The organism is Methanoregula formicica SMSP (assembly GCF_000327485.1).
Lineage (GTDB): Archaea > Halobacteriota > Methanomicrobia > Methanomicrobiales > Methanospirillaceae > Methanoregula > Methanoregula formicica.
On sequence record NC_019943.1, the window covers coordinates 1,543,106 to 1,569,556 of the forward strand.

Below are 26,451 nucleotides of genomic sequence, written 5' to 3' on the forward strand. Positions count from 1 at the left end.
TTCCTCACTAAGATCAATTATACTGGTAATGAGGAGACATCGCCAGCGCCCCCTGCCCCAGGGGGTGTCGAATCTCGTCAGAGATGAGACACGAGAAGAATCTGAAAGGTTCTTCGAATTAGTGATGGCGCAATGGGGGGACGATCATTACAATAAATAATCTTTTAAATTCTAGTTTTTAATCCCTCAGATATCCGAGTACAGCTTCTTGTCAATCACCTTGTACACAACCCCGCCCGATGTCACGAACACCACGCACCGGTCGCCGCCCCGCGTACCCTTCGCAACAACCTCGTCGCCTGCCGACGGGCGCTTGCCGTCCTTCATCAGGTACTCCTGGTAGGTGCCGTCCTCTTTGTACACCCAGAGGGCGACTTTCTGGGTGAAGACCGTGCCGGGTCCGCCCTGGTACAGCAGGTGGATCTTCGAGGTCGGGCGGTCCTTGGTCAGCTCGAACGAGACCATCTGGGCCTCAGGCAGGGACTGGATCTCGGCATCGGCCGGGCTGGCCGATGTCGGCTGGGGCGTTGCAACAAGAGTTGTCGGGACGGGCGTTGCGGTGGTTACCGGGACGGTTGTTTCCGGTGCGGTCGTGGTGCCGGAGGTGCAGCCGGCAATGAGAGCACAGGCCAGGAGGAACAGGCTGGCAAGAAAAATGGGTACTGGTTTCATACCGGAAGGCTTGTGGCTTTTCCTATTTGGGAATTGTGGTTACCCTGTGATCATGAACCCATTCTCCAATATTCCTATCATCCCCTCTGGGTTTACGACAACTACATCGTAAAGGCCGGGAATCTTGTTTGTCAGGTTAAATGCCCCGGTGATTTTTGTGGGCGAAACCACCGTAACACCGGTTGCGGGAATTGTTCCAATGTCCACAATCTCAAGGGATTCTAAGCCATTGTTCAGCACATAAGCATTGCTACCAGAAACGACGACACAGATCGGATGTGAGAATATTGCACCGCCAGTACCATCTGATAAACTGCTCTTATGGACGGGATTTGTGGGGTTCGATACATCCACGACCTCAAGTGTGTCACTCTGGTAACTTGCGATATAGGCATAATTTCCTGAGACATAGACACTGGTCGGCTCATTCAGGATAGCGCCACCAGTACCATGAGTTATACTCCCCTTATGAACCGGGTGAGCCGGATCTGATACATCCACGATCTCCAGCGCGTTGCTCCATGCACTTGTGACATATGCGTGATTACCGGAGACATATACTCCGTAAGCACCTGCCAGATGGGCTCCACCGGTGCCGTCAGATAGACTCCCTTTTAGTACCGGCTGGGCAGGGTTCGATACATCTACAATCGAAAGGGAATTCCCATCACGGTTTGCAATATACGCAAAATTACCTGATACGTAGACACCATAGCCTCCGACTCCGATGCTGCCTGTAATAACCGGATTGGCTGGATCTGATATACTTACGATCGTAAGCCCATCGGTACTCAATACATATGCATAATTGCCTGAAACATAAATACTCCGAGCACCCCCGACATGAATACTGCCTTTATGGGTTGGGCTTGCCGGATCTGTTACATTCACGATTTCCAGCGCATTGCTACCATAACTGGCAACATATGCATAGTTACCAGCAGCATAAACGCCGTTCGGATTCATTAACTGAGCGCCGCCAGTTCCATCTGTAATATAACTTGTATGAACGGGATTTGCCGGGTTCGATATGTCCAGGATCTCTAATGCCCAGCTATCATAGCTGGCGATGTATGCGTGATTTCCTGAGACAAAAACGCTCACCGGCCATTCCATAAGAGCATTGCCAGTACCGTACAGGAATTTACCTTTATGCACCGGATTGGAATTTACCCGTGACAGTAAAACTTTCGCATTTTCAGTGAAGTTTGTTCCGGAAAGATTTGTTATCGACACTGCTGCTGTATTAACACCTATCGAAGGAGTAATCGATGTCACGGTAAGTTCAGATTCCGACATTGACGTGATCGTAAACCCATTCGAAAGCGTGCTACTCTGCATGTTGGGATTTGTCACAACGACGTCCCATATCCCCTCTGTTGAATTGGCCGGAAGAATCAGATCGCATGTGATCCGTGTTGTTGAGACAACGACAACATTTGTGGCGGAAATTGGCGGGGAATCTGTCCGGTTCAGCCGTACTGATGCACCGGATAGGAAACCAGTACCAGAAAGGTCAGTAACAGCAATGGTTGCCCCGCGTGCCCCACTTGCAGGAGTGGTTCCTGTAACTGACAGTGAGACATTGGTAACAGAGAATCCGTTCACAAGCGAACTATTCTGTCCATCGTGATTAGTTACAATTATATCCCATACCCCTTCCGTTGAGGGGAGGGGCAGGTTACAAGTAATTTTCGTTGGCGAGACAATAACGACATTGGAAGCCGAAATTGGCGAGCTGCCCGCCCGGGTCATCTGCACCGATGCTCCCGGGAGAAAACCAGTGCCGGTAAGATTAGTCACGGCAATGGTTGTTCCTCGTGTCCCGCTGGAGGGTGTGATTCCTGTAATTTTCGGGAGCCTGTTGGAAACAATGAATGCGTTCGTAAGGGTCCCGGATTGTCCATTTGCACCTGTCACCCTGACATCATATGTTCCGGCGGCTGCACCCGACAAATCGAACGTGCAGGAAATATTCGTGGGTGAGATCAGTGTGACGTTAGATGCGGGGATCGTCACAGTCCCGGTCTCGAGGATCTCCAGCGCGCCGCCATTATTCAGGCTTGCAATATAAACATGATTTCCGGAAATGTGAACGCCGTAGGGATTTTTCAAGAGAGTACCGTTTTCACCATTCACCAGACCGATTTTATGGACCGGATGAGCCGGGTCAGATATATCAACGATTTCAAGCGAGCTACCGTAATAGCTGACGATATACGCAAGGTTACCGGAGACGGATATGTCTTCCGCGCCATACAATAACGCACCCCCGGCTCCATTCGTTAAACTACCTTTATGCACAGGGTTTACCTTGTTCGAGATATCAACGATCTCCAGTGCACCACTGCCCTCACATACAATATAGGCATAGTTGTTTGAAACATAGATATCCGTCGGAGCCCCGAGAAGAGCGCCTCCGGCACCGTCAGTCAGGCTGCCTTTATGGAACGGACTTGCCGGATTATTCACATTCACAATCTCAAGCCCCCCGGTGCCTATGACATAAGCGTAATTTCCGGATACGAAGACATCATAGGGCTTATAGAGATTTGCACCACCTGCACCGTTAGTTAGACTTCCTTTATGGACCGGGTTTGCCGGATCCGATATATCCACGATCTCTAATGCATTACTACTTTGACTTGCAACATATGCGTAATTGCCGGAAACATAGATACCATACGCACCTGCCAGCTGGGCTCCACCAGTACCATCGGTAATGCTGCCCTTATGGACCGGGTTTGCCGGATCTGACACGTCAACTATCTCCAGCGCATTGCTGTAAAAGTCCGGAAGATACGCGTAATTGCCGGATACGTAGACATCATAGAGTCCTGCAAGGTGGGCTCCACCTGTGCCGTCGGATATACTTCCCTTATGGGCCGGGTGTGCCGAATCCGATATGTCGAAGATTTCAAGCCCGCTAACCTCTTCACTTGTTACGTATGCGTAATTCCCTGAAACGAAGACATCTGTCGGGATATCCATGGTAACGTTACTCATGCCGTAGGTAATGGAACCTGCATGATTCAGCCTGGAATTCACTAATGCAACGGTCGAACCCGTTGTGAAATTTGTTCCGGTCAAGTCCGTGATGGAAACGGTCCCTGAATTGAAACCCATCCCGGGAGATATAGAGGTAATGGTTGGTTTCAGTGATTCATCTGGAGTTACCGTTATGAAATACTGCAAAATCGTTGTATTGGAACTTGTGGCATTCGAGACGGTCAGCGAGATGTCAAAATTTCCATACTGCGTGTACGTATGGTTTGCATTCTGCAGAGATGAATAACTGCCATCCCCGAAACTCCAGTTCCAGCTTGTCGGGGAACCGGTGGAGGTATCGGTGAATTGAACGGTGAGTGGGGCAGTGCCATTGGGAGAGGTTGAGGTGAAATTGGCTATCAACGGGAGTGGGGGTGTGGCAACCACCGTTGAAGTTGTGGAATTAGATCCTATTCCATTACTGACCACAGTTAATCTCACGACATAACTTCCAGGATACTGGTAAACATGGACGGGATCTTTCTCATTTGATGTTGTATTATCACCAAAATCCCACGTCCTGCTGTCTGTCCATCCGACTGAATCGTCCTTGAATGAAGTTACCAATGGAGCCGGCCCATGCTGACCTTCGTTGATAAGGAATTCAACGATAGGATTCGGAGGAAGGGTAAGAATCGTCTTTGTTATTTTCCCCGGGCCTGCGGCATTCGATGCGGTCATTGTCACATCATATTGTCTGACTGCTGCAAATCGATGGGAGGGATTCTGCTCGGTAGATGTATTTCCATCCCCAAAATCCCACGTCCAGTGTGTCGGGGAATTTGTCGACAGATCAGTAAAATGGAACGTATATTCGGAATCAGTAACAACGGCAGTTGCCATGAAGTCTGCAACGGGCCAGTTTCCGACTATGATGTCCATCGTTTTCGATGTTGCGCCATTTGAATTCGATACCGTCAGATTTACGGTATAAATTCCCGGCGTCGAATATTGGTGAGGATAGGGATTCTCAGGTGTGTATGGTGATGGATCATCTGCGGTAAAATGAGGAGTGTTATCACCGAAATTCCAGTCAACGTGTGTTGTTAATGGTCCGGAATATTGCGTTTTGTCGAGAAACTGAACAGATCCACCGGGCGTTACGAATACCGGGTTTCCTGTAAAATCTGCTATCGGAACTTCGTTAATTGAATTACCCATGGTATATTCAACTAATCCGCCGGTATATCTGGCTGCGATTTTCAGGCAGTTTTCAGTAATTTTTCCGACTGTTGGATCATCATAAAACCCACGGTGATTGCTATCGATATATGGTTGATTAGCAACCCGGTAATACAGTGTTGGTAAATAAGCATGGGAAAATTTTGCGATATTTTTTGTGGCAGTACTCGGATTCGTGATACGATAATTAACATTTTCCTGGTTTTTCACGATTTGATGAAATGTATTGGCCCCTGTCTGACCTGCATGTGTCTGATTCCACATTGTACTTACATATCCTTCATACGCCGAATGGGTATCGTAGCCTCCCGGTAGCGCAACATCAGCATATTGTTCGAACTCAAAACCGGTGTGTTCAGGATTTGCAACATCCGTCATAAAATGGCTTGCCCATCCCAGATACAAGGCAGAACTCGGTCGATTTGATGAGTAATTACCCTGAGCCTGAGATGCCCAGTAGTGGGTAAATAACGGCGCAAACCCAGTCTCCCAGTCTGGATTATAATAATGGTCCCAACTATGAATAACAGCTTCAAATAGCGTTTTTTCTTCATCATTTAAAGGAAGAACAACACTTTCAGTTACATCTTGTGGTCATCCGTCAGGTTCGGTTGCAGCATCTGCTGCATTGGATGATAATGGAAATCCGCGGTTAACACAGGCCCAGTAAACAAAGGCATTGTGACCAAGATAGTTTTCCGGATCTGATACATGGGATCCGTGAGGGGATATCCCAGGATCCCCTGCCCAGGCTCTCAATCCATTGTATTTCAATTCGCTCTTTTTTCCAGAATCGGAATAATAGACCGGAACATCAGGGAAACTGGATGATGCCGAAAGACCTGAAGGGAAAGAATTACTTGCCATATGCGAATTTACCGGATTAACATTCTGCGATGATTTGCCTGATGAACGGAACTGCTGTTGTGAAATTTGATCTTTCTTATATAACTTGGACCGTAAATCGGTAACATTTTTAACAGTCTTGTTTTCTTCTTCGGAAAGGGCAATCACAGATGCAGGAGAAACAGTCTGTTGTTTTATTGCCTGTACGGCATTTCTGCTTTTTTGGGCAGCCTGATTTATTTTTTCCTTGTCAAATTGGATACGGGTGACATGCCCGATAGGTATGGTAACTATCTTATTTGATCCATCTACCTGGTTGGTTAATTCTATGGTCTTCTGACCGCCATCAACTGATTTTACCGGATAGGTATCCCACAGAGAAACAACAGAATTTTTCATAACCGATTTTTCTTCAGAAGAGAGATCTGATCTGTCGATATCATCGATCAGAGATTTTTTACCAGCATCATCATGAGCCAGGACAATCCAGTCCGGTGTTGAATTCATGATTTCCGGATCGACTTCAATTAATTCAAGATCTGTATTCAACCCAGTCATATCCATTTCTGGTAAATCATGGGAAGTCGAAATGGAATTGTTATTCTTCACTTGACTTGCATTTACTACCGTTATGCATGCTAATATTACAAGTAACACGACGAAAGAAATTTTTAAACACTTCATTCGAATCTATGCCTCCCTTAAGATGGTTTTTCAAAGAGGCACGGTCAGAACATTCATCTGGTTGAAAGTAGATCTAACTCATGCCTTCGGGCAGGATTGGGTTCATCTAGTCGCCAAACTGGGGTGAACCCATCCCACAACACAGGGATTATTTTACATTCTCAGATATATTTGTTGTTAAATGATTTCGATTTATTGTACCAGTTGATTAAGTATTGATATTATAGTACATATTATCCGGATCTTTACCATACTCTATTCATCATTGCAAACGACAATTTGGTTTAATCAGCGGTATTCCTTTGGGAATTCGCGCATCTGATACAAATACCGGGCGTGCGAAGGCTTCTTTGGAATGACTCCTGAACGGGACTTGTACAAAATTCCGGTTCTGCAATCGATTTTTAATTAAATCGTCCGTATTTCAAACTCCCGAACAATGCCACAATCAGATACTATTCGATAATGGCCCAGCCACCGTCCTATCATTATAAACCGGTGTGTAGGCGCAATGTCGCTCTTGGTTTCAAATACAAAATCCATGGAATCTTTATCCCGCTAATTTCTGGAAGATATTCCCATGTCCCATTTTCATTCTGGAAAAATTTATGATAGTGGGTTGCTTGAACAAGTATGTATTATTCAATAAATTTAGTAAGCAATTTTCTAATTATTTACATTCCAAATTCAACATCGTGTTTGTTTCTCGACCGTGCTCATAATGGCATATCCGCCATCGGACGTATGGATGATATCGCCATATAATTTCGGGCACCCTTTTGCCGAACACAGTGTTGTGTTCTCCGAAGCAATCATCCCATCAGGCATGTATTTTACCTTGGTGATGCGGTCACCGGGATCGGTAATGCCGATACTGGTAAAACCTCCATCCTCTGAAGGTATTACAGCATCTCTAGTTGAAATCGATATATTATTCGTCATCGTTCCGTTCTGATCGAATACATATCCTCTGAACGATCCAAATATGTCAAGCACGATTGAAAACCCATGTATAGTTGAGTATATCTTCGGTTTTGGGGTATAGTAAAAGAGGCTCACAGGATTCGCCAGTATTACATTCCCATCGGAATCCAGTTGAAGAATCTCCGCACCGGCATTATCATTTACGAGAGCAAGATATCCCCCGGTATTGGATATTTCCGCGACGGATACGATTCTGTCGATTGCCGACCTGTTGATTTTCAGCCAGGAAAGATTTTCCGGATTGTTTACCCTAACTATTGCAGGTCCCGGAAAGAGATAAACTCCATCCTCCAATCCTGCAAAAGAACGATTATATTTCCATATTCCCGACGCACTCAGGCTTATTTCCGGATCATATTCATTTATAACAGAACTATTGGAATCCAGTTGCAGTATCGTTCCGGCATCTGACACTGCGGATATGCTTCCACCCCGGTTTGGAATTACTTCCACGATGTGAACGGGGTAATCCCGTGTCCAGAGGGCCTCACCCGTGGCAGACATTTTTGTCAATCGGGGAGTATCTGGTGCTGCCGGATAATTCAGGCAGGCAAGTTTTGTAGTCCCGCCGACAACCACGAATCCCCCGTCAGGAGTCTGCGTGAAGTCCAGGCCGAAATCATAGTTTCCTGAATCAATCACGTTTGTCCATTCCATCACGCCATCAGAATTCAGTTTCGTGATCCGAACATCCTGATCCCGCACATATCTTCCGCCGTTCCATCCGCCGCATCCTGCAGAGAGTACAGTTGCCACAAGTACCAATATGAGAATAGCCGTTGCGCTTACCGGCCTCTTCCAGCTTTTTGGAATAACAGGGCGTATGGTCATGCCTTAGGAAAATTCTGTGCGATAACACATATAGATTGTGAAATATATGCTGGGAAAAATCTGATTGTGATGCTGGGATTTTTTATGCCGGGAGCATTGGAAGCAATATTATGGTGAATCATATCCGTGATCACCGGATTTTTCCTTGTCGATATTTTGGAATAACAAGTATGGAGATGAAAAATACAAGACAGATTGTAATATCCGATACCGCTGATGACTGGGAGTTTGATCTTTTCTGTTAGGCTCTAGGATTTTTTTGACATCGGGCTCGCCATAAACATAATAATTGAGTACTACGTTGTGACACTCCGAATCTCAAACTCCCTCATAATGCCGCAATCGAACACGATCCGATAACGACCTGGAATCCATCCCGTTGTCACAAACCGCCTTGGAGGTAATGTTTCCCCGGGTTTCAGGTACGAAATTTTGGGGAGCATCGGTGGGCCAACTTCAGGAAGATACTCCCATGTGCCGTTTTCATTCTGAAAGATGATCAGGTATGACGCACGGTTATTTGTACAGGTGAGCGTATCTGTGCCTTTGTTCACAACATAAAACTCGACAACCTCTCCCTGATTGTAGATATCCGAATCCATTATGATATAATCAGGATGGGTCGTATCGTTTGGCTGGGCTATCGTGACTTTATAGAGGGCTTTGGATTCCGGAGTAGCTGTGGTTATCGGCACCGGAGTCTGGTTTTCCGTTGCAAGATTTCCGGGACCCTGCGCAGATGTGCATGCTGCCACCAGGAGCAGGCTGACAAGCACAATGCACAAGGCAACAGCTGGGCAAACAGGACTCCTCCGACGCTTATTGGATAACAGATATTCTGACATAGGTTCACTTCTTCCGCACATATCCACATCAGCCGAACAAACCGATCACCAGGATCAGATCACCTATCTGAAAACACTCATGGCAGCAGGATATATCTCCGTTCCTGAGCACCGGAACATTGAGTTACCTTCACTCAGTTTCGGATCCATTACCCGGCCCCGAATATGAACGCTGATCTCTTACGAAGTAATACATTTATTCAAATATATATGCATTATTTATTGATCGCGTAAAAATTTCCATAAAATATCCATACACCATTGTGTATTGAACAAACTTGTTTTTCTGGAAATTATTCGCTCAGTGTTATTGCATTCTTATTGGCGTTCATACGTAACCCGGGTGTCGGCCCAGGACGCAAAAAAGTATGTTTTCGGACAATATTTAATAAGTAAATTCGGAATTTTTCAAGAACCTGACGAATCTCCCGGTCCCACCAGCCATTTCCAGAGCGGGATATAGTGCACCGTCCCCACCATCCCAAACCATTCGGCCGTTTCGATCTTCTCCACTCTCTCAGACAGGATAACAAGATTATCGCATTTGAGCTCACGCGATGCCTTCAGGAGCGCCCGGATCTCGCGGGATCTGGTCTTTTCGACAGTAAGATCGGTGCAGACCTGGATGAGGGCTGTGACCTGCCCACCTTTCTGTATGACAAAGTCCACTTCCTCCTGCTGGGCGTTCTTCCAGTAAAAGACCGAGGCCTGCCCCTGCAACTGGAGCTTCCAGAGCGCGATGGCAACGAGGTTCTCGTACATCTTCCCCCGATTCCCGGAGAAGCGGAAGGCCTTTGCGGCAATAAAGCCGGTATCCGAACAGTAGATCTTCTTGTTGGACGCGACCTGATCCTTCACCCGGAATGAGAATCGCGGAAGGGAGAAAAAGAGGAAGGTCTCCTCAAGGTACCCGAGATATTTCTGCACGGTCATCGGGCTTTTGCTCCGCGTGATCCGGGCCAGTGAGCCATAGGAGTACTCGGATGCAGTATTGGACAGGAGATACCGGGCAAGGTCCTCGATACCCTGCACGGAGCGGACCCGGAAGCGTTTCACGATATCCTTGTACACGATAGAGTCGAAGAGCGTTGCAAGATAATCCCGGGAGGAAAACCTCTTCACCAGCGGTTCCGGGTACCCCCCACCCTCAGCATACGCGGGGAGCGCGGCGATCTTCTCCTGCATGGTGAGTTCGCGGGAAGTGAGCCGGAGGAACTCGGCAAAGGAGAAGGGGAGGATGAACGTCTGGAGATAGCGGCCGGTGAGGTGCGTTGAGAGTTCCGCGCTGAGCAGGTGTGCATTGCTGCCGGTGATCACGAGGTCATATCCCTGGCGGGCGAGGCGGTTCACAAAAAGTTCCCACTCCGGGAGATTCTGGACTTCGTCAAGGAGCAGGACTTTGGGTTTATTGTACACCGAATCGACTGCTGCAATGATCTCATCATAATCCAGAAGATTCGTGAGCCGCTCGTCATCGAAATTGACATAGCCAAACGATCGGTCGCTGCTCCGGGCAAGGTGGTGGATGGCGAAGAACGACTTTCCGGCCCGGCGCGGGCCGGTGATCACCTTGATGAGAGACGTGCCGGACCCGGCAATCCTCGTATCCCTCTCGACATATGTCTCGGCCAGTGCTCTCTGGAGGTCACGCTGCTGGACAAGAAGAGTGTCGCGGACAGTCATAATCACCACATTTGAATAATCATAGTAGATGAAAATAGATAAAATTGTCTATTATGAATATCTGAAATGCTGTAAAATTACGAATGTCTTCTATCCGGGAACCCTCCCGAAAATCCCATGTACGTTGTGCCGGATGACGGATCTGCCATACAACCAGATTTTCATTTTACTTTTATTTGATGCGGGAAATCACCCTGTGAAAAACCGGGGTTATTATCGTTTGGCGAAGCAATACCGGGTCCGGTAAGAGGGGGCGCAGGAGCCCGTACGGGGAAAAACCCTATTACGCCGGAGGCAGGAGATCAGAGATTCGCCTTTTCGACTGGGGAACGGGAACGGATGTCAGCAGCCCAGGATCTTCCGGAGCTGCACGAACTCCTCCACCGAGTACTGACCCTCGGCCGTTGTGTCGCCCATGTGACAGTACACGAACTCGGAGCCAACGAGCGGGAGCACGGCCCTCGCGTGGCGGAACTGCGCGCCCATGACACCGGTACAAATCGGTTTGTTTGCTGCCTGTGTGAAGGTGAGGAGTTCGATCACATCCGCATCGCCCTGAGGGGTGACCACGATCTTGGGGATGTCGCCGTACGCCCGGAGATCGCGCTCCATGGCGAAGAGTTCACAGAGTGGGACCATCCGGGCTGTATGGTGCGAGGCGATGATCTTCTTTCCCGCTTCACGGATCAGGGGGGCAGCTTGCGCGAAGGGCTGCTCGACATCAACGTAGTCTGCGAAGGCAAGGAGCGGTTCGACCTTCTTCATCCACTCCTCTGGTGTTCCAAAGAAGCGACCCCCTTCCTGCGCGGAGCGGAGCGTGAGGATAACGGGAAGCGACGTTGCTGCTTTCGCGTCCCTGACCTGCTGCACAAGGTCTCCCTCGTACAGGTCGATGCGCAGTTCTACCAGATCGGCGCCCTGCCGTTCTGCCAGCGCTGCTTTCGCGGGGTCCGTGAGGGCGGCAACGATCTTCATGTACTTCATGGTTGGGGGGCGTTTCACAAAAAGATGCCTCAAGGTGCCGGTGGTGGAGCCCGTCTGCTCGCCATGTACTGGTTCGGCTGCGCCCGGCATCATGGGGAAATGAAACCTGTTTATGCCCGGCAGGGTAACCATACCATGATACGCAATGGAACTCTGGGACCGGCAGACATTCCTGCGACACGTGGTGGCGGCTTTTGGACGCGGCGTGCTCGTCGCACTCATCATCCCGCTTGCTGTCGCGGTTGCCTTTTCCATCCCCCTTCATGCAACGCTTGCCCTCATCGGCAGCGGGCTCATCATCGAGTACGGGGCGGTACCGGTCGGCATCGTGTTCGGTCTCACCCCGCTTTTTGTCTCGTTTGTCCTTATCTGCACCGAGATCGGGATCTTCCTTGCACTGTACGACATCTTCGACACCATTGGCCACACGTCAGAACCGGTCCGGCAGTTCCTTGAGAAGAGCCGGCAATATGTGCACCAGTCGAAGAGCATCGAGAAGTATGGGATCCTCGCCCTCATCCCCTGCGAGATTCTCCTCGGTGTCTACATCAATGCCCCGGCATCGTGGGTGCTTGGCTGGCGGGAGGACCACGCCCTTCTTGTCACGATGATCGGGTATGTCATTGCCCTTGCCATCATGGTTGTCCTCACGGTAGGCCTGCTGCAGGTAACGCTGCCCGGACTGGTGCACCCATGAACCCCCGGGCCCGCACCCTCCCCGAGCTCCTTGCCCCGGCCGGTTCCCCGGAAGCCCTGCGTGCTGCTATTGCTGCAGGCGCTGATGCCGTGTACCTGAGCGGGAAACGGTTCGGCGCACGGAAGTACGCTGCCAATTTCTCGGACAAGGAGATCGAAGAAGCGGTGCGGTACGCCCATTCGTACGGTATCTGCGTGTACGTCACGGTCAATACGCTCATCCACGACCGCGAGCTCGACGGGGTGCTGGAGTACCTCTCGTGGCTCTGGTCCATTGGCGTGGATGCAGTACTGGTGCAGGATGCCGGGCTTGCCGCGCTGGCACGCGAGTTCCTCCCCGGCCTCACCCTGCATGCATCGACCCAGATGACGATCCACAACAGCGACGGCGTCCGCTGGGCCGCGGAGCAGGGGCTGTCACGGGTCGTCCTTGCCCGGGAACTTTCCCTGTATGAAGTGGAACAGATCGCAGAAGAGACGCGTGACACCGGCACCGGGCTCGAGGTCTTCGCCCACGGGGCGCTCTGCTATGGTTACTCGGGCCAGTGCCTCCTCTCGTCCGTGATAGGCGGACGGAGCGGGAACCGGGGGATGTGCGCCCAGCCGTGCCGGAAGCCGTATGCGCTGGTGCAGGGAGAGACCGATGCGTATGGCAGGCCGGAGAACCTGAAGGAAGTTGCGCAAAAGGAGAAGTATCTCCTCTCGCCAAAAGACCTCTGCACGTACAATCACCTGCCGGAACTGGTCAAATCACCGGTCGCATCGCTCAAGATCGAAGGGCGGATGAAGTCGCCGGAGTATGTGGCCATGGTCGTTTCCACGTACCGGCGGGCTCTCGATGCCATTGCGGCCGGGACCTGGGAGCCGTCCCGGGAAGATTACCGCGACCTCCTCATGGCGTTCAACCGGGAGTTCACGGACGGGTACCTCTTCGGTGACCGGTACGGGAAACTGATGGGCCGGGATGCACCGGACAACCGGGGGCTTGCCGTTGGCCGGGTAGAACGGTACGACCGGAAGAGCAAGACCGCATTTGTCCGGCCGTCCTGCCTCGTTACTCCGGTCCCCGGGGACGGGCTCCTCATCACCCTGCCCGGGGAGGCGGGCCGGGATCTCGGATTTGCCCTGAATGCTGCTGCAAAACCGTCCCCCCGGGGATACCTTCTCCCTGTCCCGGCCCCGGTGCCGGAGGGCGCACTGGTGTACATCACCTCTTCCCCCGGCTTCGATGCACGGGCACGCAGGATTATCGCAAAACCCCCGGCCGACCTGCTGCGCCCGCTGCCTGCCGACATGGAAATCACCATAAGCAGCAGCGGGTCTGTTGCCATCGACGGGCCCGTGACGCGCCCCGATGGCACCACCATCCCGGTCTCGTACCAGCCCGATCGGGCGCTGGAACCGGCCACAACCCGCCCCCTCACCGCCGGCCAGTTGGAGGAGCAGTTCAGGAAGACCGGGGGAACGCCGTTTGTTGTCGGTGAGTGCACCATTCATTATGATGGCGGCCTGTTCGCCCCGATGGCCCTCCTCAATGACATGCGGCGGGAGTTCTTCCGCAGGGCCGGCGAGCTGCTCGATGCCTCGTACCGCCCGTCTCCGGAAGATATCGGGAAGGCGCGGAAAGCCCTGCAGGCCCGGGTGTCCGGTCGTTCCCCGCATACCCGCCGGGGCGGGCGCAATGGTGCGGACCGGCTCCGGCTTGCGGTGATTACAGATATCCCTGACCAGGTTCGCGGGGCCCGGGACGGGGGCGCCGATACGATCCTGTTCGAACCCGCCGTCCCGTCGGAACGGCACACCTGCGCAGGCAGGGTTCCCGACGGCTTCCTGCGGATGCAGATCCGGGAGGCGATGGATGCCTGCCGGAATACCCGTGCCCGTTTCGTCCTGAAGCTCCCCCGCATCCTGCACGATGGCGAGCTGGAGAAGATCCTTGCTGAGATCACGGAAGCAGAGCGTGAAGGGCTCGCTTTCTGCATGTCCGAAAACCCGGGAATCTCGCACACTGTCGCACGAACCATTCCCGGCATGGCACTTCTCGGGGGTGCCGGGCTGAATATCTTCAACCATGCAGCAGCCACCCGGAGCGCACCGCGGTACCGGCTCCTGACCCTCTCCTCCGAGTTGTCCCGTAATGAGATTGCGGAACTGATTGCATCATCTGTTGGTTCCGGAGATGTTCCGGATTTCGCCCTCATTGTGCAGGGGAGCAGCGAAGCGCTGGTAACCGAAGACTGTATCCCCCGTCTCGTGCGCCAGTGCCGCGGGGACAAGGGCAGGATATTTGCGCTCCGGGATGATACCGGGCGGGTCTTTCCCCTCCATGAGGCCGCAGACTGCCGGACACGGATCGCGAATGCCGCCGAACTCTGCCTTATCGACATGCTCAAAGAAATCCGCGATGCGGGCATAGCAGAGATCATCGTCGATGCACGGTTCCGGCCGCCGGCATATACAGCCGCCATGACCCGCCTGTACCGCGAGGCAGTCGATGCCCTCGGAGAACCCGGCGCACCCCGGGATGTAAAACTGCGGGATCTGAAGGAGCGGGCAAAGGCCCTCTCGCTTGGCGGCATCACCGCGGGCCACTTCATCCGCGGGCTGAAGGAATAACCTGCCGGGACCTCCGGTTCCTGCTCCAATTCCAAATATTCATCATTCCCCAGCCAAAAGGTGTAATTATTCCCCTGAATAAAGAGCGGAGGACGTTTGGCATGTCATCACCACTGATTCTCGTTAACCTGAAAACGTACAAAGAAGGGATGGGCAACCGGGCCCACATGATCGCACAGGCTGCGCAGGCCGTCAGCCAGGAGAGCGGGGTGACCATCGGGGTTGCTCCGGGTTACATCGACCTCCATCCCCTCTGCCACCACTTCTCCATCCCGGTCTATGCCCAGCATGTCGACGGCTGCGAGCCCGGGGCGAACACCGGGCATACCACGGTCGAAGCCATCCGTGCAGCCGGTGCGGCAGGATCCCTCGTCAACCACTCCGAACGGCGGCTGACCATCGCCGACATCGAGGCATCGATCCGCGGCCTCCGGAACCAGAAACTCATCTCGGTTGTCTGCTCGAACAACGAGAGCACAAGTGCCGGTGCTGCAGCCCTTGCCCCCGATTACGTTGCCATCGAACCCCCGGAACTGATCGGCAGCGGGGTCTCGGTCTCGAAGGCGAACCCCGAGATCATCAAACGGTCCATTGCAGCCGTTCATGCCGTCAATCCAAACGTCAGGGTGCTCACCGGGGCGGGAATCCAGTCAGGAGAGTGCGTAAAGATCGCCGTGGACCTCGGAACGGACGGTGTCCTCCTTGCCTCAAGCGTGGTAAAATCAAAAGAACCGGCCGCGATCCTCCGCGACCTTGTATCAAAACTCTGATCTTTTTTAAAAGGCGCGGTCACTTCAGGAAGAGGTACCAGACTCCCACGATGATGATGAACAAGACAACGCCAATTCCGATTACCGTCATGCTGCTGATCTCGGATGATTCTTCCGCCATGTAAAACTCCTCATCGCGGTCAGGTTACCACGATAATAATCGCTTGGTAATATACGTTAAATACTTTTGTGTGGTGCAGCACGCGTTTTTCGGGAAATGGTGCCAGTTCCACTCATAAAAAGAAGAAGATAAGAACCGGCCTTTTCACATGATGAGGGAGATGAGGTCGTGCTTGGTGATGACCCCCTTTACGATCCTCCCGTCAACAACGAGCACCGCGTGGTTCTGCTGCAGGATGTTCACCACGGTCTCGACATCCATATCGGGGGGAACGGTGGGGAAGCCGGGCTCCATGAAGTCCCGGACAAAGAAGAGGTGGGTCTTGTGGAGGCGCTGCTGCTCGATGGCCTTGACGATGACGGCCTCGGATATGCAGCCCACCGGGATGCCGCGCTCGATGACCGGCAGCTGGGAGATGTTGTTCTTCTCGAAAATCTCTACGGCACGGCTGATCGCGTCCTGCGGCTGGACCGAGAGGACGGGGGTGTGCATGATCTGGGCGGCACGGATCTTCTTGGGCTCCGCGCTGTTGAGGACGACAATAATCTTGTTGAGCGTGCTGACCCGGGGATCAACATTACCTGCCTCGATCCGCGCAACCATGGACTGGCTGATGCCGGCGCGTCGTGCCAGCTCGGTCTGGCGCATACCGAGCGCCTCGCGGCGTGCCCGGAGTTCATCGGGAGTTGGTACGTGCATTGCTGATTACTACTGGTTATAAGATGATATCAACCTTCCCCCGGGACCGGAACACGCGTGCAACTCTCCCATAAAACATCATGAGTCTGGCAGGGGAAAGTGATGGCCGGAACCCGGGGCCTGCGTGTTTGCCTATTATTGGCAGTGATTTTTTTCCTGTTCCGGCACCGTCTTTTCCATCCGCATGCATAATTCTTTTAAACCTCTGCTGGTAAAGAGTTGGTAACGATAATCCGGCGTCCTGATGCCGGATTAGTGTTCTCTATGACAGAGTCCGAGACAAACGATGATGATGAAGAGAACCATCGGCGGTTCTCTTTTGTAACCGGTAGAGATGTTGACTGTTTTGTTTGCCGGCCCAGGAGACACGTGGCGCAAGCGGCCATCCGGGAGCGGATCATCCCATGAACTCACCATTCAGCGGGAGCCATCGCGGAGGATCTATCAGCGTTCCCCCCGCACCCGGCTCCTGTGTCCCCCTCATACGGCCGGATGCGAAGCTACCGTCACCCAGAGCCGATAGCCAGGCACAGCCCATGCGGAACCCGGCACGCAGGGAGCCCCTCCTCTCGCGTGACGCGCTCTACGCTATCCGGCGTGACCATGTCCTGCACGTGGTGAGCGCGAACTATTCCTACAAGACCGAACCCTATTACACGATCCTCCGCCTCGAACTGGAAGGAAAGGCCGTGCTCCCGTCCAGTGCATCCGTCATCGACGCCTACGTAGTCCCGGTCTGTCTCGAACGGGCGCACCTTGCCGGCATCCCGGTCTGCGAGTGGGGCATCTCGCAGGTGTACACCCCCCTTCCTGCCATCCTCTACGGGCTGAACTACTATGCAACGGCTTTGGAATATGCAGTTGTCCGGGACACCCTGAAGGCAAAGGAGTTCGTGAAGCATATCACCAACCGGGGGAAATATCCTTTCTGCTACCAGAAACTGCCTGAAGGTGCGGAGATCGGGTCCTGCACAGCCATCTTCGGCAGGACTGCGGGCAGGTGCAGCCGCGTTGCGGAGCTCGCAGGGCAGGTCTACGAGCTCTTCCATATCCCGCTTGTCACCATCGTATACGTCCGAGCAGGGGAGCGGTACCTCCTCTCCTCGCTCTCGCCGGTCAAATCCTCGCAGTTGTCTGAGGAAGAGCGGGCGATCCTTTCCGCATATCTCTCGCAGCAGGAGTTCCTATGAGCCGGCTCGGGATCTTTGTTGACCGGAAAACCCTGTCAAACGCGGAACAACTGGGTGCTCTTATCCGGTGCCGTGACGTAGCGGAGAAGATGGGGCATGACGTTGACTTTATCTTTCCGGTGGATATCGGCAAGATCCCCAAAGAGGATGCGCTCTTCATCCGGGCACGGACCGACCCGATGAATGTCACATTTGTCGCGGCACGGATGGCAGCGTTCCATAACATACCGGTCATCGACGACCCGCAGTCCATCCGTATCTGCTCGGACAAGATCAACATGTACTCCCACCTGATCCGGGCCGGAGTCTCGCTCCCGAAAACAGCCTTTCTCGCTAAGCAGGACCTGACCGTTGAGTGTGTCACCCATCTCTTCGATGAGATGGGATCTCCTCTCATCCTCAAGGAACCCTCGACATCGTTCTCGCTCCGGGTCGAGAAGGTGAACGACATTGCCGGGTTCTTCCGGGTTGCACGACGGTTCATCCGGCTTTCGGACTGGATCGTGGTCCAGCAGTACATCGAGAGCAAATATGACTGGCGGGTCGGGGTCCTCGACGGGAAACTCCTCTATGCCTGCAAGTATACCATCCCCTCGGTGACCTTCAAAATCCAGGCATCGGTGAACGGGCATATCGTGTACTGCGGGGTCGAGAGCGTACCGGAAAAGGATGTCCCACCCCAGGTCCTCAGGCTCGGGATCGAGGCTGCAAATGCCATCGGCCACGGGCTGTACGGGGTTGACATCAAGAATACGAACGGCGACGCGTACGTGATCGAGGTGAACGACAATCCCTCCATCGAGAGCGGGGAGGATGACTGTTATCCCCGCGTCTTCGAGCAGATCGTAGAACGCCTCACTGCCTGATGATACCATGACTGACGACTGGATGACACGTGCAGAGGCCATCTGCATGCTCTGCGGAGGGCACTGCTGTAATGGTGCACAGCCCCCGATCTCGGAAGACTGCTACCGGAGGCTGGTCGCACAGGGAGTTCCTGACGCAGTATTCGGGCAGGACGGGTACCGCTTCGTAAAGACCCGGGATGACGGGACCTGCATGCTCTGCAAAGGGGGGAAATGCAGTATCCATGCCTTCAAGCCGGAGACCTGCATCGCAGGCCCGTTCACGTTCGATGTGACCGCCGATACCATCCGGATATTCCTGAAATACGAGACCATCTGCCCGCTGGTACGGCTGTTAAAAGAGTTCCCGGAAGTATACGACCAGCAGTATGCCGCGGCAGTCAGGAGCATCACCCGCCTCGTGTCGGACTTGCGCGAGAATGAACTGGCCGCAATCTGCCGGATTGAGGAGCCGGAAACAGAGAAAATCGCGGAGATCCCGCGCGTATACCCGGTGCAGCATGACAATCGGCACTGAACACGAATTTTCAATTAACGACAGCGAATTTCATCCGCTCCCGGTATCCGACCAGATCTTAAAAGAGATCTGCGGCAGCTTCGAGAGTGAGATCCTGTTCGGGGACGTCTGGCTTGCAAAGGAACTCCAGAAGACCGTGATCGAGATGGTCCCGCGATCACCGGCAGTGGAGATCGCGGCGCTGGAATCGCAGCTGACACAAGGACTGTCACGGTTTTACCGGATCTTCGGCAACCGGTACCGTCTTCTCGGTCTCGGGATGCACCCGACTGCACGGGTCCACGAGATCCCGGTCTGGGACCATGACGAGGGGGAATATTACCGGACCTATGACCGGCTCTTTGATATCCGGCAGCACGGGTGGCTGAACATCCAGGCCCTCCAGATCAATCTCTCCTTCCAGGACAGCAGCGAACTGGTCTTTTTGTTCAACCGCATCCGCTCCCTGCTCCCGTACCTCATTGCGATCACGGCCTCATCACCGGTAGTGGAAGGGAAGCTGACCGGGTCCTGCGACAACCGGCTCCTCTTTTACCGGCAGAACCAGAAAGAGCTCCCGGCGATATGCAGCGGGATCATCCCGGAGAAGATCCGGACGGTTGCCGATCACAAACGCCGCATGGAGAGCATCTGGCGTGAACTCCGGTCCCGCGATGCGGATATCCTCTGCGAGGAATGGGTGGACTCGGCCGGTGTCATTGTACGGTTTTCACGCAAGTGCCTGGAGATCAAAGCGCTGGATGAACAGGAGTCGATCCGTTCCGATATGGCGTTTGCTGCGTTTGTCCGTCCGCTCCTCCGCTGCCATACCCTGCCGGTGGAGACTGGCCAGGATGCCCTGCTGGAACTGGCAGAACTGGCAGTGCAGAGAGGGACCTCCGGCCTGAAAGATGAACTGCGACAGATGTACGATCTTGCCTGGCGGAACGCTACTCCCGATGAACGCGGGTACCTCCCGATAGTCCGGGACCGGATCGAAAACGGGTGCCTTGCGGAGCGGATCGCCGGGCGGATTTCCCGGGGGAAGGCCCTGACAACCGTGCTTGCCGATATGGAAACCTGCCTGAGGGAGAACCGGGCGTACGGGCTCTGATGTGCCGCAATGAGAAGGGCCTCAAGCGATCACCCTTTAAACCGTTCCCGACTATTCTATTTCAGGACAGGTTGCGATGACCCGGACACTCCTTTCTGAAGCCGAAGGCTATGCTCTGCTTGCCGCCCATAAAATACCGGTGCCGAACCATTCGCTTACTACGACACCGGAAGAAGCCGTCAGGGCTGCCGATGCAATCGGGTATCCGGTTGTCATGAAGGTTGTCTCTCCGGAGATCGTCCACAAGAGCGATGTTGGCGGGGTCATAACAGGCATCGGTTCTGGGGACGCGGTGCGGGCTGCATTTACACAGATCCAGGACAGTACGCACTCCCGTGCCCCGGATGCCCGCATCACCGGGATCCTTGTCGAGCAGCAACTGTCACCCGGGCTGGAACTTATCATCGGCGGAAAGATCGATCCGGCGTTTGGCCGCATACTTACCGTAGGGATTGGCGGGAAGATGGTGGAACTGCTCCGGGATGTCTCCCTCCGGGTCCTTCCGGTCAGCGACGACGAGATCAACGACATAGTCGGGGAACTGAAAGGATATCCCCTGATCACCGGCTACCGCGACGAGCCACCCCGCGACAAAAAGGCGCTGGTAAGGATCATCCGGTCAGCTGCGGACCTCTTTCTGTCCGATCTCACGCTTTCAGAGTTCGACATCAACCCACTCGTCCTGTACAGGGACGGGGCATGTGCTGTCGATGCCCGGTTTTACCGGGAGGACCGGGAGATCCCCCTGGAGACAGTATCTTCCGCAGGGATGGACAACAGCCTTCTCGACATTTCTTCCATTGCCGTTGTCGGGGCATCGCAGGACCCGGGCAAGATCGGGTATGCCATCTGCCGGAACCTTCTCACATTCCCCGGCTCGCTCTACCCGGTCAATCCAAAGTCACCCATGATTCTCGGGCGGCAGGCATACCCGGACCTGGCTTCCCTACCGGGGAAGGTTGACCTTGCCGTGATTGCCATCCCAGCGGCCGGAGTCCCGGGCGTTATTGAAGAGGCAGGAAAGAAGAAGATTCCGCTCTCCATCATCATCTCCTCCGGGTTCCGGGAGGGAGGGGGCGAAGGCCGGAACCTGGAAGAGGACATCCTTGCCATCGCACAGCGCCATGGTATGCGGATTATGGGGCCGAACTGCCTCGGGCTGATGCTCCCCCACAAGGGGATCAACACTACTTTCGACCCGGTATCCCCCCGGCCCGGGCGGATTGCATTCATCTCCCAGAGCGGCGCCATCATCACCACCATCGTGGACTGGAGCCTGCCGGAGGAGATCGGGTTCTCCTCAGTCATCAGCGTCGGGAACCAGGCAGACCTCACGTTCGAGGACTTCGTCCGGTACGCCGGTGACGATCCCGCAACCCGCTCGATCATCCTCTATATCGAGCAGATCCGGTTCGGAAAACGGTTTATGGATGTCGTCAGCCGCGTCTCGCTCACAAAACCGGTTGTCGCCATCAAGTCCGGCGCCTCCCGGCTGGGGCAGAGAGCCGCGTCCTCCCATACCGGATCGCTTGCCGGCAGTTATGAGGTGTATATGGCTGCGTTCCGGCAGGCCGGTGTGATACCGGCCCGATCTATTCGTGAGGCGTTCCAGGCAGCCGAACTCCTCTCCTCCGAGGGATATCCCCGCGGGACGCGTGCCATCGTCATCACCAATGCCGGGGGCTTTGCCGTCCTCTCATCTGACTATGCGGAACGGTTCGGCATAGATATGGTGGAATTCCCCTCGGACCTTGTCTCGGAACTGGATGCGGTGCTTCCCGCCAACTGGAGCCGGGCAAACCCCATCGATATGGTGGGGGATTCCAGCGCAGACCGGTTCGCCCGCACGTTCGACATCATGATCCGGCGCCAGGACCTCTGGGACATCGCGTTCATCGTTGCCGTCCCTTCGGCAATATCCGATCCCCTCCGCGTTGCAAACGAGATCGTCCGCTTCTCCCGGCATACCCACAAGATGATCGTGGGCTGCATGATCGGCGGCGACAGCATGAAGACCCCGCTCCGGATCCTCCGCGACTCCCAGATCCCCAACTTCCCCGATCTCGAAGATGCGTTCAGGACGGTGGGGAATATCTGCCAGCATAAGTGCAGCTCGGGCTTCCCGGGGTGCAGGCACGGCTGATGACAAGGCAGAGGGGTGAATCAGAGAGTAATTTTCTTCAGGATCCGCCCTTCCCGGAAGACCGTGATCCCGCCCCCGCTCTGGGATACCACGATCCCCACGGCATTCGTGACCGCGGTGATAGCCGCTACCGAGTTGTGCCGGGTACCCATACCGGGTGGGAGGGAAACATTGCTTGAGTCCACGGTGATGTAGCGGCCGACAGCCTCGATGAACCCGTCGCCCGTGATAACAAAAGCACCATCGAGCTGCGCAAGGGCCTTGATGTTCTCGTTGAGCCCCGGGTTCGTTACCATGCGCAGCTCCGGCTTGTGACCTTCGAACGGGTTTAAGATGATCTGGCGGGACTTCTCCAGCACGTTCTTGGTGTCCCCGATAAGGAAGGTCGTGCCAACGGGCTTTCCTTCCCGTCCCTCGATGGTGATCTCCGTGCAGATATGGAAGACTGCGTCAAAGACCTCCTCTTTTATGTCTGTATCGGCAACGACCATGTCCTTCCAGGTGTCGGTGCTGATCCGCACCTCGCCGCTGCCCCGCTTCCGGTCCGTGATATCATGACCGATACAGAGGATCTCGATGAGCCGTTCCTGCTCGTCCCGGATCGCCTTGTTGATCCAGGCAATCCAGACCCGGTCGCCGTTCCTGCGGATATTCTCGTTGATGTTGACCGCATAGCCCTCGGCATTGAAGCCGATGTCGCTTGCCATCATCGAGAGTCCGTGCTGGACGCGGGACTTCTCGGCAACGATGGTGCCGACTACGTTCTTCCCGATCACATCTTCGGCGCTGTAATCGAAGAACGTGAGCGCATAGGTATTGAAGAACGTGATGGTGCCCTGGATATCCATCCGGATAATGATGCTCTGGCTGTTTGTCTGCACCTCGCGGTACTTTGCCTCGCTCTCACGGAGGGCGTCCGTGAGTTTCTGTTTCTCGGTATTGTCCGTTACAACGAATGTCCCGCCACGGACTATGTCCTGGGGATCGAGTGCCTGGGCCTGGATATGGCAGGGGATTGTCTTGCCGTCCCTGCGAACGAGCCGGCAGTCTGCATGAGCAAGCCCCTCCGGATCCTTCCGGATCTGGAACTCGCGGGCAAGCTGGTCGAACTCTTCCGTGGTCCGGATCAGGGTGCGGAGTTCCTTCCCGATAAGGGCGCCCTCATCGGTCCCGAGCATGGTGACAAAGGGCCGGTTCACCCATTCGATGATCCCGTTCCTGATCTGGAATATCCCGAGCGGGGTTGCAGAGAGGATGGTTGCGAGCTGCTCGGTCTGGGCTTTCTGTTCCCGTTCGGCCTTCCGCCGGAGCATGGTCTGCTTGATCAGGGTGACCATCTCCATCAGCTGCGGACGGAGATCACCGGTGGAGGGCAGGGTAATTTCCGTGGCATTGCTCACTTCCCCGAGGGATATCTTGTTTGGCCCCCGTCGCCCGAGCAGGATGATGGGCGTCGAATTTCCCTGGCTCTTGAGATACTTGAGGAAATCGATCCCGTTCATATCCGGCACAAACTCGATGCCATTGACTTCGGGAAGCTGCTCGTAGGAGATGATAACATCATACATCCTCCCCCGGAGTTTCTCGGTCGCCTGTTTGATGGAATGGGCCTGTTCAATACGGATATCCCCGGTCTTTTCAAGAAAGGTACGGATGCGGGTAAACAGGTCGGTATTGTCATCGACAAACAGGATCGAGATCATCGTGCATCGTCCGGAACAAATGTTCCAGATTAATTATTATCAGGTGGATGCCGGAGCGATAAATAGTTGTTGAGGATACGGCGAACCCGGGCAATTCCTGAACGGGATCGTGCAAGATCAGCCTGTATCTGCGAGGATTTACAAACGGGAAAAACAGTATCGGTCGGGCCGGGTGCCCGGTCAGTCTTCGGAATGAGAAACGATCGCCAGCTGGTACATCCAGTCCATCAGCGGGTGGCACTCCTCAACAACGCATTCGAGGTCGCACCCGATACAGGGGATCAGTTCATCGCCGGCCAGCAGGTGAGTTGGATTGACCGGCATCTGCTTTGCCTTGAGGAGGTAGGTCTTGAGCCCCTCTTTCTTGAACTCAATGCGTTCGATGAGGCCGCTTTCCTCCAGTTTCTTGACAATCCGGGAACACTTCCGGCTGTCGACACCCAGTTCCTTCCAGAGCTCGCTCTGGAGAACTCCTTCGGGACGGGACTGGATCAGTTTCAGGCCATCCTCCACAGGGTCTCCGTGGTTCTCTTCCCCCCGGATTTCTTCAACCGGGGGCTCTTCCTTCTTGCTCTTCTTCCTGCTCATAATACCGGTGCAATGGTGAGGATATTATTCCCCCGGATAACAACCGTCCCGAGGCTCCGCCCGCGCTGGTTGTCGACATACTCAATGGTCTCGTCCATGTGGATGTTTAAGTATTCATCCACCGCAACGAGGCGTCCCTGCAGCTTCCGCCCCTCATCCTTGATCTCGACGGAAATTTTTGAATCTACCAGCGCAAACACTTTCTTTATCGGCAAAACAATTCCGTTAACCATCTGCCCTAATTTGGGATGGGAGACTATTAAGGCTTGTGCTTCTTGAGGGTCGTCAGACCCGAAAGAGGAGAAGAACGCATCGGCATTCTTCGAGTTCCTGAGGGTCGTCAGACCCGAAGGGGCACGGAATTATGGTTGGGAAAAGATCTGAAAAAAGTCTACTCCTTCTGTTGTAATCCCAAACGCATCATGTGTTCCTTGTCACCAGATCGGAATGTGTAGTATTGCATTCACAAAACAAAAATCGGGTGACAGAAAAAAAAGAATTGCAGGTTATTTCCTTGCCTTCCGGACAAGCGACGCCGACCCATACGCGCCAAACGCCCGGAAGAAGACGAGGCTCTCGGCATAAGCCATGGACTGGATGGCATGCTCGGTCTTTTCGTCAAGGGAGTAGAGGTCCTTGAAGAACTCCTTGATCGCCATCTTGCAGTTGCCGTCAAAGATCTGGCGGTCGGATTTGCCTGCGTTGAGCGGGCGGTACTTCTCCAGCGTCCAGTCCTGGATGCTCTTGTAGAGCGCCGGTTCGTAGACCTTCAGGGTGCTGAAGACAACGTCCTGCCAGAACGTGCCGACATTCCCCTTGATGATGTCCCCCTTGGGGAAGTGGAGGTTGATGAGGTCGCGGGGCGTTCCGGTGATCCCGTGCTGGGCAATGCCGACCGTGAGCTTGTTGTCCCGGAGCGCCTTTGCGATCGCCTTTGTCTGCGGGATGTCGATGGACAGTTGTTCAACGACATTGCCGGCCGCGTCATAGGTATGCCCGTGAGTGCTGCCATTTGCGATGGCAAGGACATGGGGGAGGACACCGTTCTCGTTGAGGGCTTTGATGAACGTGACCGCCTCTTCAGGCTTCGTAAGAACGAGCCCGCTGTTGTCCTTGCGTCCAATCTCGCCGACTTCGACCTCGAGCCCGAATTCCTTCCCGTTCATCTTCTTCTGGATATACTGGGCAAGTTCGGTCGTGACGCGGATGTTCGGGTCGAGTTCATCACGGACATTCCTGCCCTCGAAATTGAAGAGATGGGATGCATCAATCGCAAACGAGGTATATCCTGCAGCGATCTGGGCATCGATCAGCTGCTTCGTGCCCTCGATCTCGGCCGCATCGCCTTTTTTGATGGTGATATGGTCAGCATGGAGTGCCCAGGCGTCGAACCCGACCGCTGCTGCTGCATCGTTCATCCGTTTCGAGAAATCCGCAGGCGTCATCCCGGTATACCCGCCCTTTAAGTCGCACTCGGAACGCGCCAGTTCCATGAATACTGCCGAGTCCGTGTCCTTTGCTGCCTGGAAGATACCCTTTGCAACGGTGGCGACCCGGACGTTAGCCGCCATCACGATGGTCTTCTGGCCCGCCACGGCATTCAGGATGGCCGAGCCCGGTACTGGACTAAAACTCTTCATCGACATACTGCTTCACACCAGTTTGTTCATCCTTTCTGTTTATAGTCATC

General features: G+C 54.0%; 20 protein-coding genes. 8 read left to right on the top strand and 12 right to left on the bottom strand.

Translation table 11 applies throughout. The features are described from left to right. Nucleotides 1-186: 186 nt before the first annotated feature. The 7 genes from METFOR_RS07860 to METFOR_RS07895 all read right to left on the bottom strand — a co-directional run bounded on the left by METFOR_RS07860 (nucleotide 187) and on the right by METFOR_RS07895 (nucleotide 11,852). Nucleotides 187-672 carry a hypothetical protein gene (locus METFOR_RS07860; RefSeq protein ID WP_015285590.1) on the bottom strand — a complete coding sequence of 162 codons (486 nt, stop codon included), beginning with the start codon at nucleotides 670-672 and terminating at the stop codon, nucleotides 187-189. A gap of 39 nt (nucleotides 673-711) precedes the next feature. Then, a complete protein-coding gene (locus tag METFOR_RS14855; protein WP_015285591.1) occupies nucleotides 712-5,280 on the bottom strand; it encodes a PKD domain-containing protein in 4,569 nt (1,522 codons plus the stop codon). 216 nt (nucleotides 5,281-5,496) lie between these two features. Further along, entirely contained in the window at nucleotides 5,497-6,432 is a 936-nt protein-coding gene (locus tag METFOR_RS07875; protein WP_015285592.1) for a hypothetical protein, read from the bottom strand. Between the two features lie 687 nt (nucleotides 6,433-7,119). Continuing rightward, entirely contained in the window at nucleotides 7,120-8,247 is a 1,128-nt protein-coding gene (locus METFOR_RS07880) for a hypothetical protein (protein WP_015285593.1), read from the bottom strand. A gap of 296 nt (nucleotides 8,248-8,543) precedes the next feature. After that, entirely contained in the window at nucleotides 8,544-9,023 is a 480-nt protein-coding gene (locus tag METFOR_RS07885) for a hypothetical protein (RefSeq protein WP_148277635.1), read from the bottom strand. Nucleotides 9,024-9,500: 477 nt separating this feature from the next. After that, nucleotides 9,501-10,775: an ATP-binding protein gene (locus tag METFOR_RS07890; RefSeq protein WP_015285595.1), complete on the bottom strand. Its 1,275-nt coding sequence runs from the start codon at nucleotides 10,773-10,775 to the stop codon at nucleotides 9,501-9,503. A 342-nt stretch (nucleotides 10,776-11,117) separates the two neighbouring features. Next, nucleotides 11,118-11,852, bottom strand: coding sequence for a type I 3-dehydroquinate dehydratase (locus METFOR_RS07895; RefSeq protein WP_233504372.1), 735 nt, complete (start codon nucleotides 11,850-11,852; stop codon nucleotides 11,118-11,120). Nucleotides 11,853-11,904: 52 nt separating this feature from the next. Here METFOR_RS07895 and METFOR_RS07900 point away from each other — a divergent pair, with 52 nt between their 5' ends. The 3 genes from METFOR_RS07900 (at nucleotide 11,905) to tpiA (ending at nucleotide 15,841) form a co-directional block, all read left to right on the top strand. Beyond that, on the top strand, nucleotides 11,905-12,456 hold the full coding sequence (locus METFOR_RS07900; RefSeq protein WP_015285597.1) for a small multi-drug export protein: 552 nt from the start codon (nucleotides 11,905-11,907) through the stop codon (nucleotides 12,454-12,456). After that, a complete protein-coding gene (locus METFOR_RS07905; RefSeq protein WP_015285598.1) occupies nucleotides 12,453-15,071 on the top strand; it encodes a DUF3656 domain-containing U32 family peptidase in 2,619 nt (872 codons plus the stop codon). The genes METFOR_RS07900 and METFOR_RS07905 overlap by 4 nt, the downstream gene beginning before the upstream one ends. A 101-nt stretch (nucleotides 15,072-15,172) precedes the next feature. Next, complete coding sequence (gene tpiA / locus METFOR_RS07910) at nucleotides 15,173-15,841, top strand: triose-phosphate isomerase (protein WP_015285599.1); 669 nt, start codon at nucleotides 15,173-15,175, stop codon at nucleotides 15,839-15,841. Between the two features lie 265 nt (nucleotides 15,842-16,106). On the opposite strand, the gene METFOR_RS07915 is transcribed toward tpiA, so the two are convergent. Beyond that, the gene (locus METFOR_RS07915) at nucleotides 16,107-16,661 is read right to left on the bottom strand and encodes a CBS domain-containing protein (protein ID WP_015285601.1); all 555 of its coding nucleotides are present in this window, start codon (nucleotides 16,659-16,661) and stop codon (nucleotides 16,107-16,109) included. 404 nt (nucleotides 16,662-17,065) lie between these two features. Between METFOR_RS07915 and METFOR_RS07920 the strand changes: the two genes are divergently transcribed. The 5 genes from METFOR_RS07920 to METFOR_RS07940 all read left to right on the top strand — a co-directional run bounded on the left by METFOR_RS07920 (nucleotide 17,066) and on the right by METFOR_RS07940 (nucleotide 22,470). Then, on the top strand, nucleotides 17,066-17,851 hold the full coding sequence (locus METFOR_RS07920; protein ID WP_199483981.1) for a RimK-like ATPgrasp N-terminal domain-containing protein: 786 nt from the start codon (nucleotides 17,066-17,068) through the stop codon (nucleotides 17,849-17,851). Continuing rightward, nucleotides 17,848-18,717 carry an ATP-grasp domain-containing protein gene (locus tag METFOR_RS07925; protein WP_015285603.1) on the top strand — a complete coding sequence of 290 codons (870 nt, stop codon included), beginning with the start codon at nucleotides 17,848-17,850 and terminating at the stop codon, nucleotides 18,715-18,717. Before METFOR_RS07920 ends, METFOR_RS07925 begins: the two co-directional genes overlap by 4 nt. 7 nt (nucleotides 18,718-18,724) lie before the next feature. Continuing rightward, nucleotides 18,725-19,234, top strand: coding sequence for a YkgJ family cysteine cluster protein (locus METFOR_RS07930; protein WP_015285604.1), 510 nt, complete (start codon nucleotides 18,725-18,727; stop codon nucleotides 19,232-19,234). Further along, on the top strand, nucleotides 19,218-20,327 hold the full coding sequence (locus tag METFOR_RS07935) for a glutamate-cysteine ligase family protein (protein WP_015285605.1): 1,110 nt from the start codon (nucleotides 19,218-19,220) through the stop codon (nucleotides 20,325-20,327). Before METFOR_RS07930 ends, METFOR_RS07935 begins: the two co-directional genes overlap by 17 nt. 76 nt (nucleotides 20,328-20,403) lie before the next feature. Continuing rightward, nucleotides 20,404-22,470 carry an acetate--CoA ligase family protein gene (locus tag METFOR_RS07940; protein ID WP_015285606.1) on the top strand — a complete coding sequence of 689 codons (2,067 nt, stop codon included), beginning with the start codon at nucleotides 20,404-20,406 and terminating at the stop codon, nucleotides 22,468-22,470. A gap of 20 nt (nucleotides 22,471-22,490) precedes the next feature. Here METFOR_RS07940 and METFOR_RS07945 read toward each other — a convergent pair whose 3' ends face one another. The 4 genes from METFOR_RS07945 to METFOR_RS07960 all read right to left on the bottom strand — a co-directional run bounded on the left by METFOR_RS07945 (nucleotide 22,491) and on the right by METFOR_RS07960 (nucleotide 26,407). After that, on the bottom strand, nucleotides 22,491-24,173 hold the full coding sequence (locus METFOR_RS07945) for a PAS domain S-box protein (RefSeq protein ID WP_015285607.1): 1,683 nt from the start codon (nucleotides 24,171-24,173) through the stop codon (nucleotides 22,491-22,493). A 180-nt stretch (nucleotides 24,174-24,353) separates the two neighbouring features. Next, nucleotides 24,354-24,761 carry a helix-turn-helix transcriptional regulator gene (locus tag METFOR_RS07950; RefSeq protein ID WP_015285608.1) on the bottom strand — a complete coding sequence of 136 codons (408 nt, stop codon included), beginning with the start codon at nucleotides 24,759-24,761 and terminating at the stop codon, nucleotides 24,354-24,356. Then, nucleotides 24,758-24,994 (bottom strand): LSM domain-containing protein, encoded by a 237-nt coding sequence (locus METFOR_RS07955; RefSeq protein WP_015285609.1) that lies wholly within the window; start codon nucleotides 24,992-24,994, stop codon nucleotides 24,758-24,760. The genes METFOR_RS07950 and METFOR_RS07955 overlap by 4 nt, the downstream gene beginning before the upstream one ends. A gap of 273 nt (nucleotides 24,995-25,267) precedes the next feature. After that, nucleotides 25,268-26,407, bottom strand: a complete 1,140-nt coding sequence (locus METFOR_RS07960; RefSeq protein WP_048110886.1) for a class II fructose-bisphosphate aldolase — start codon at nucleotides 26,405-26,407, stop codon at nucleotides 25,268-25,270. Nucleotides 26,408-26,451 lie beyond the last annotated feature (44 nt).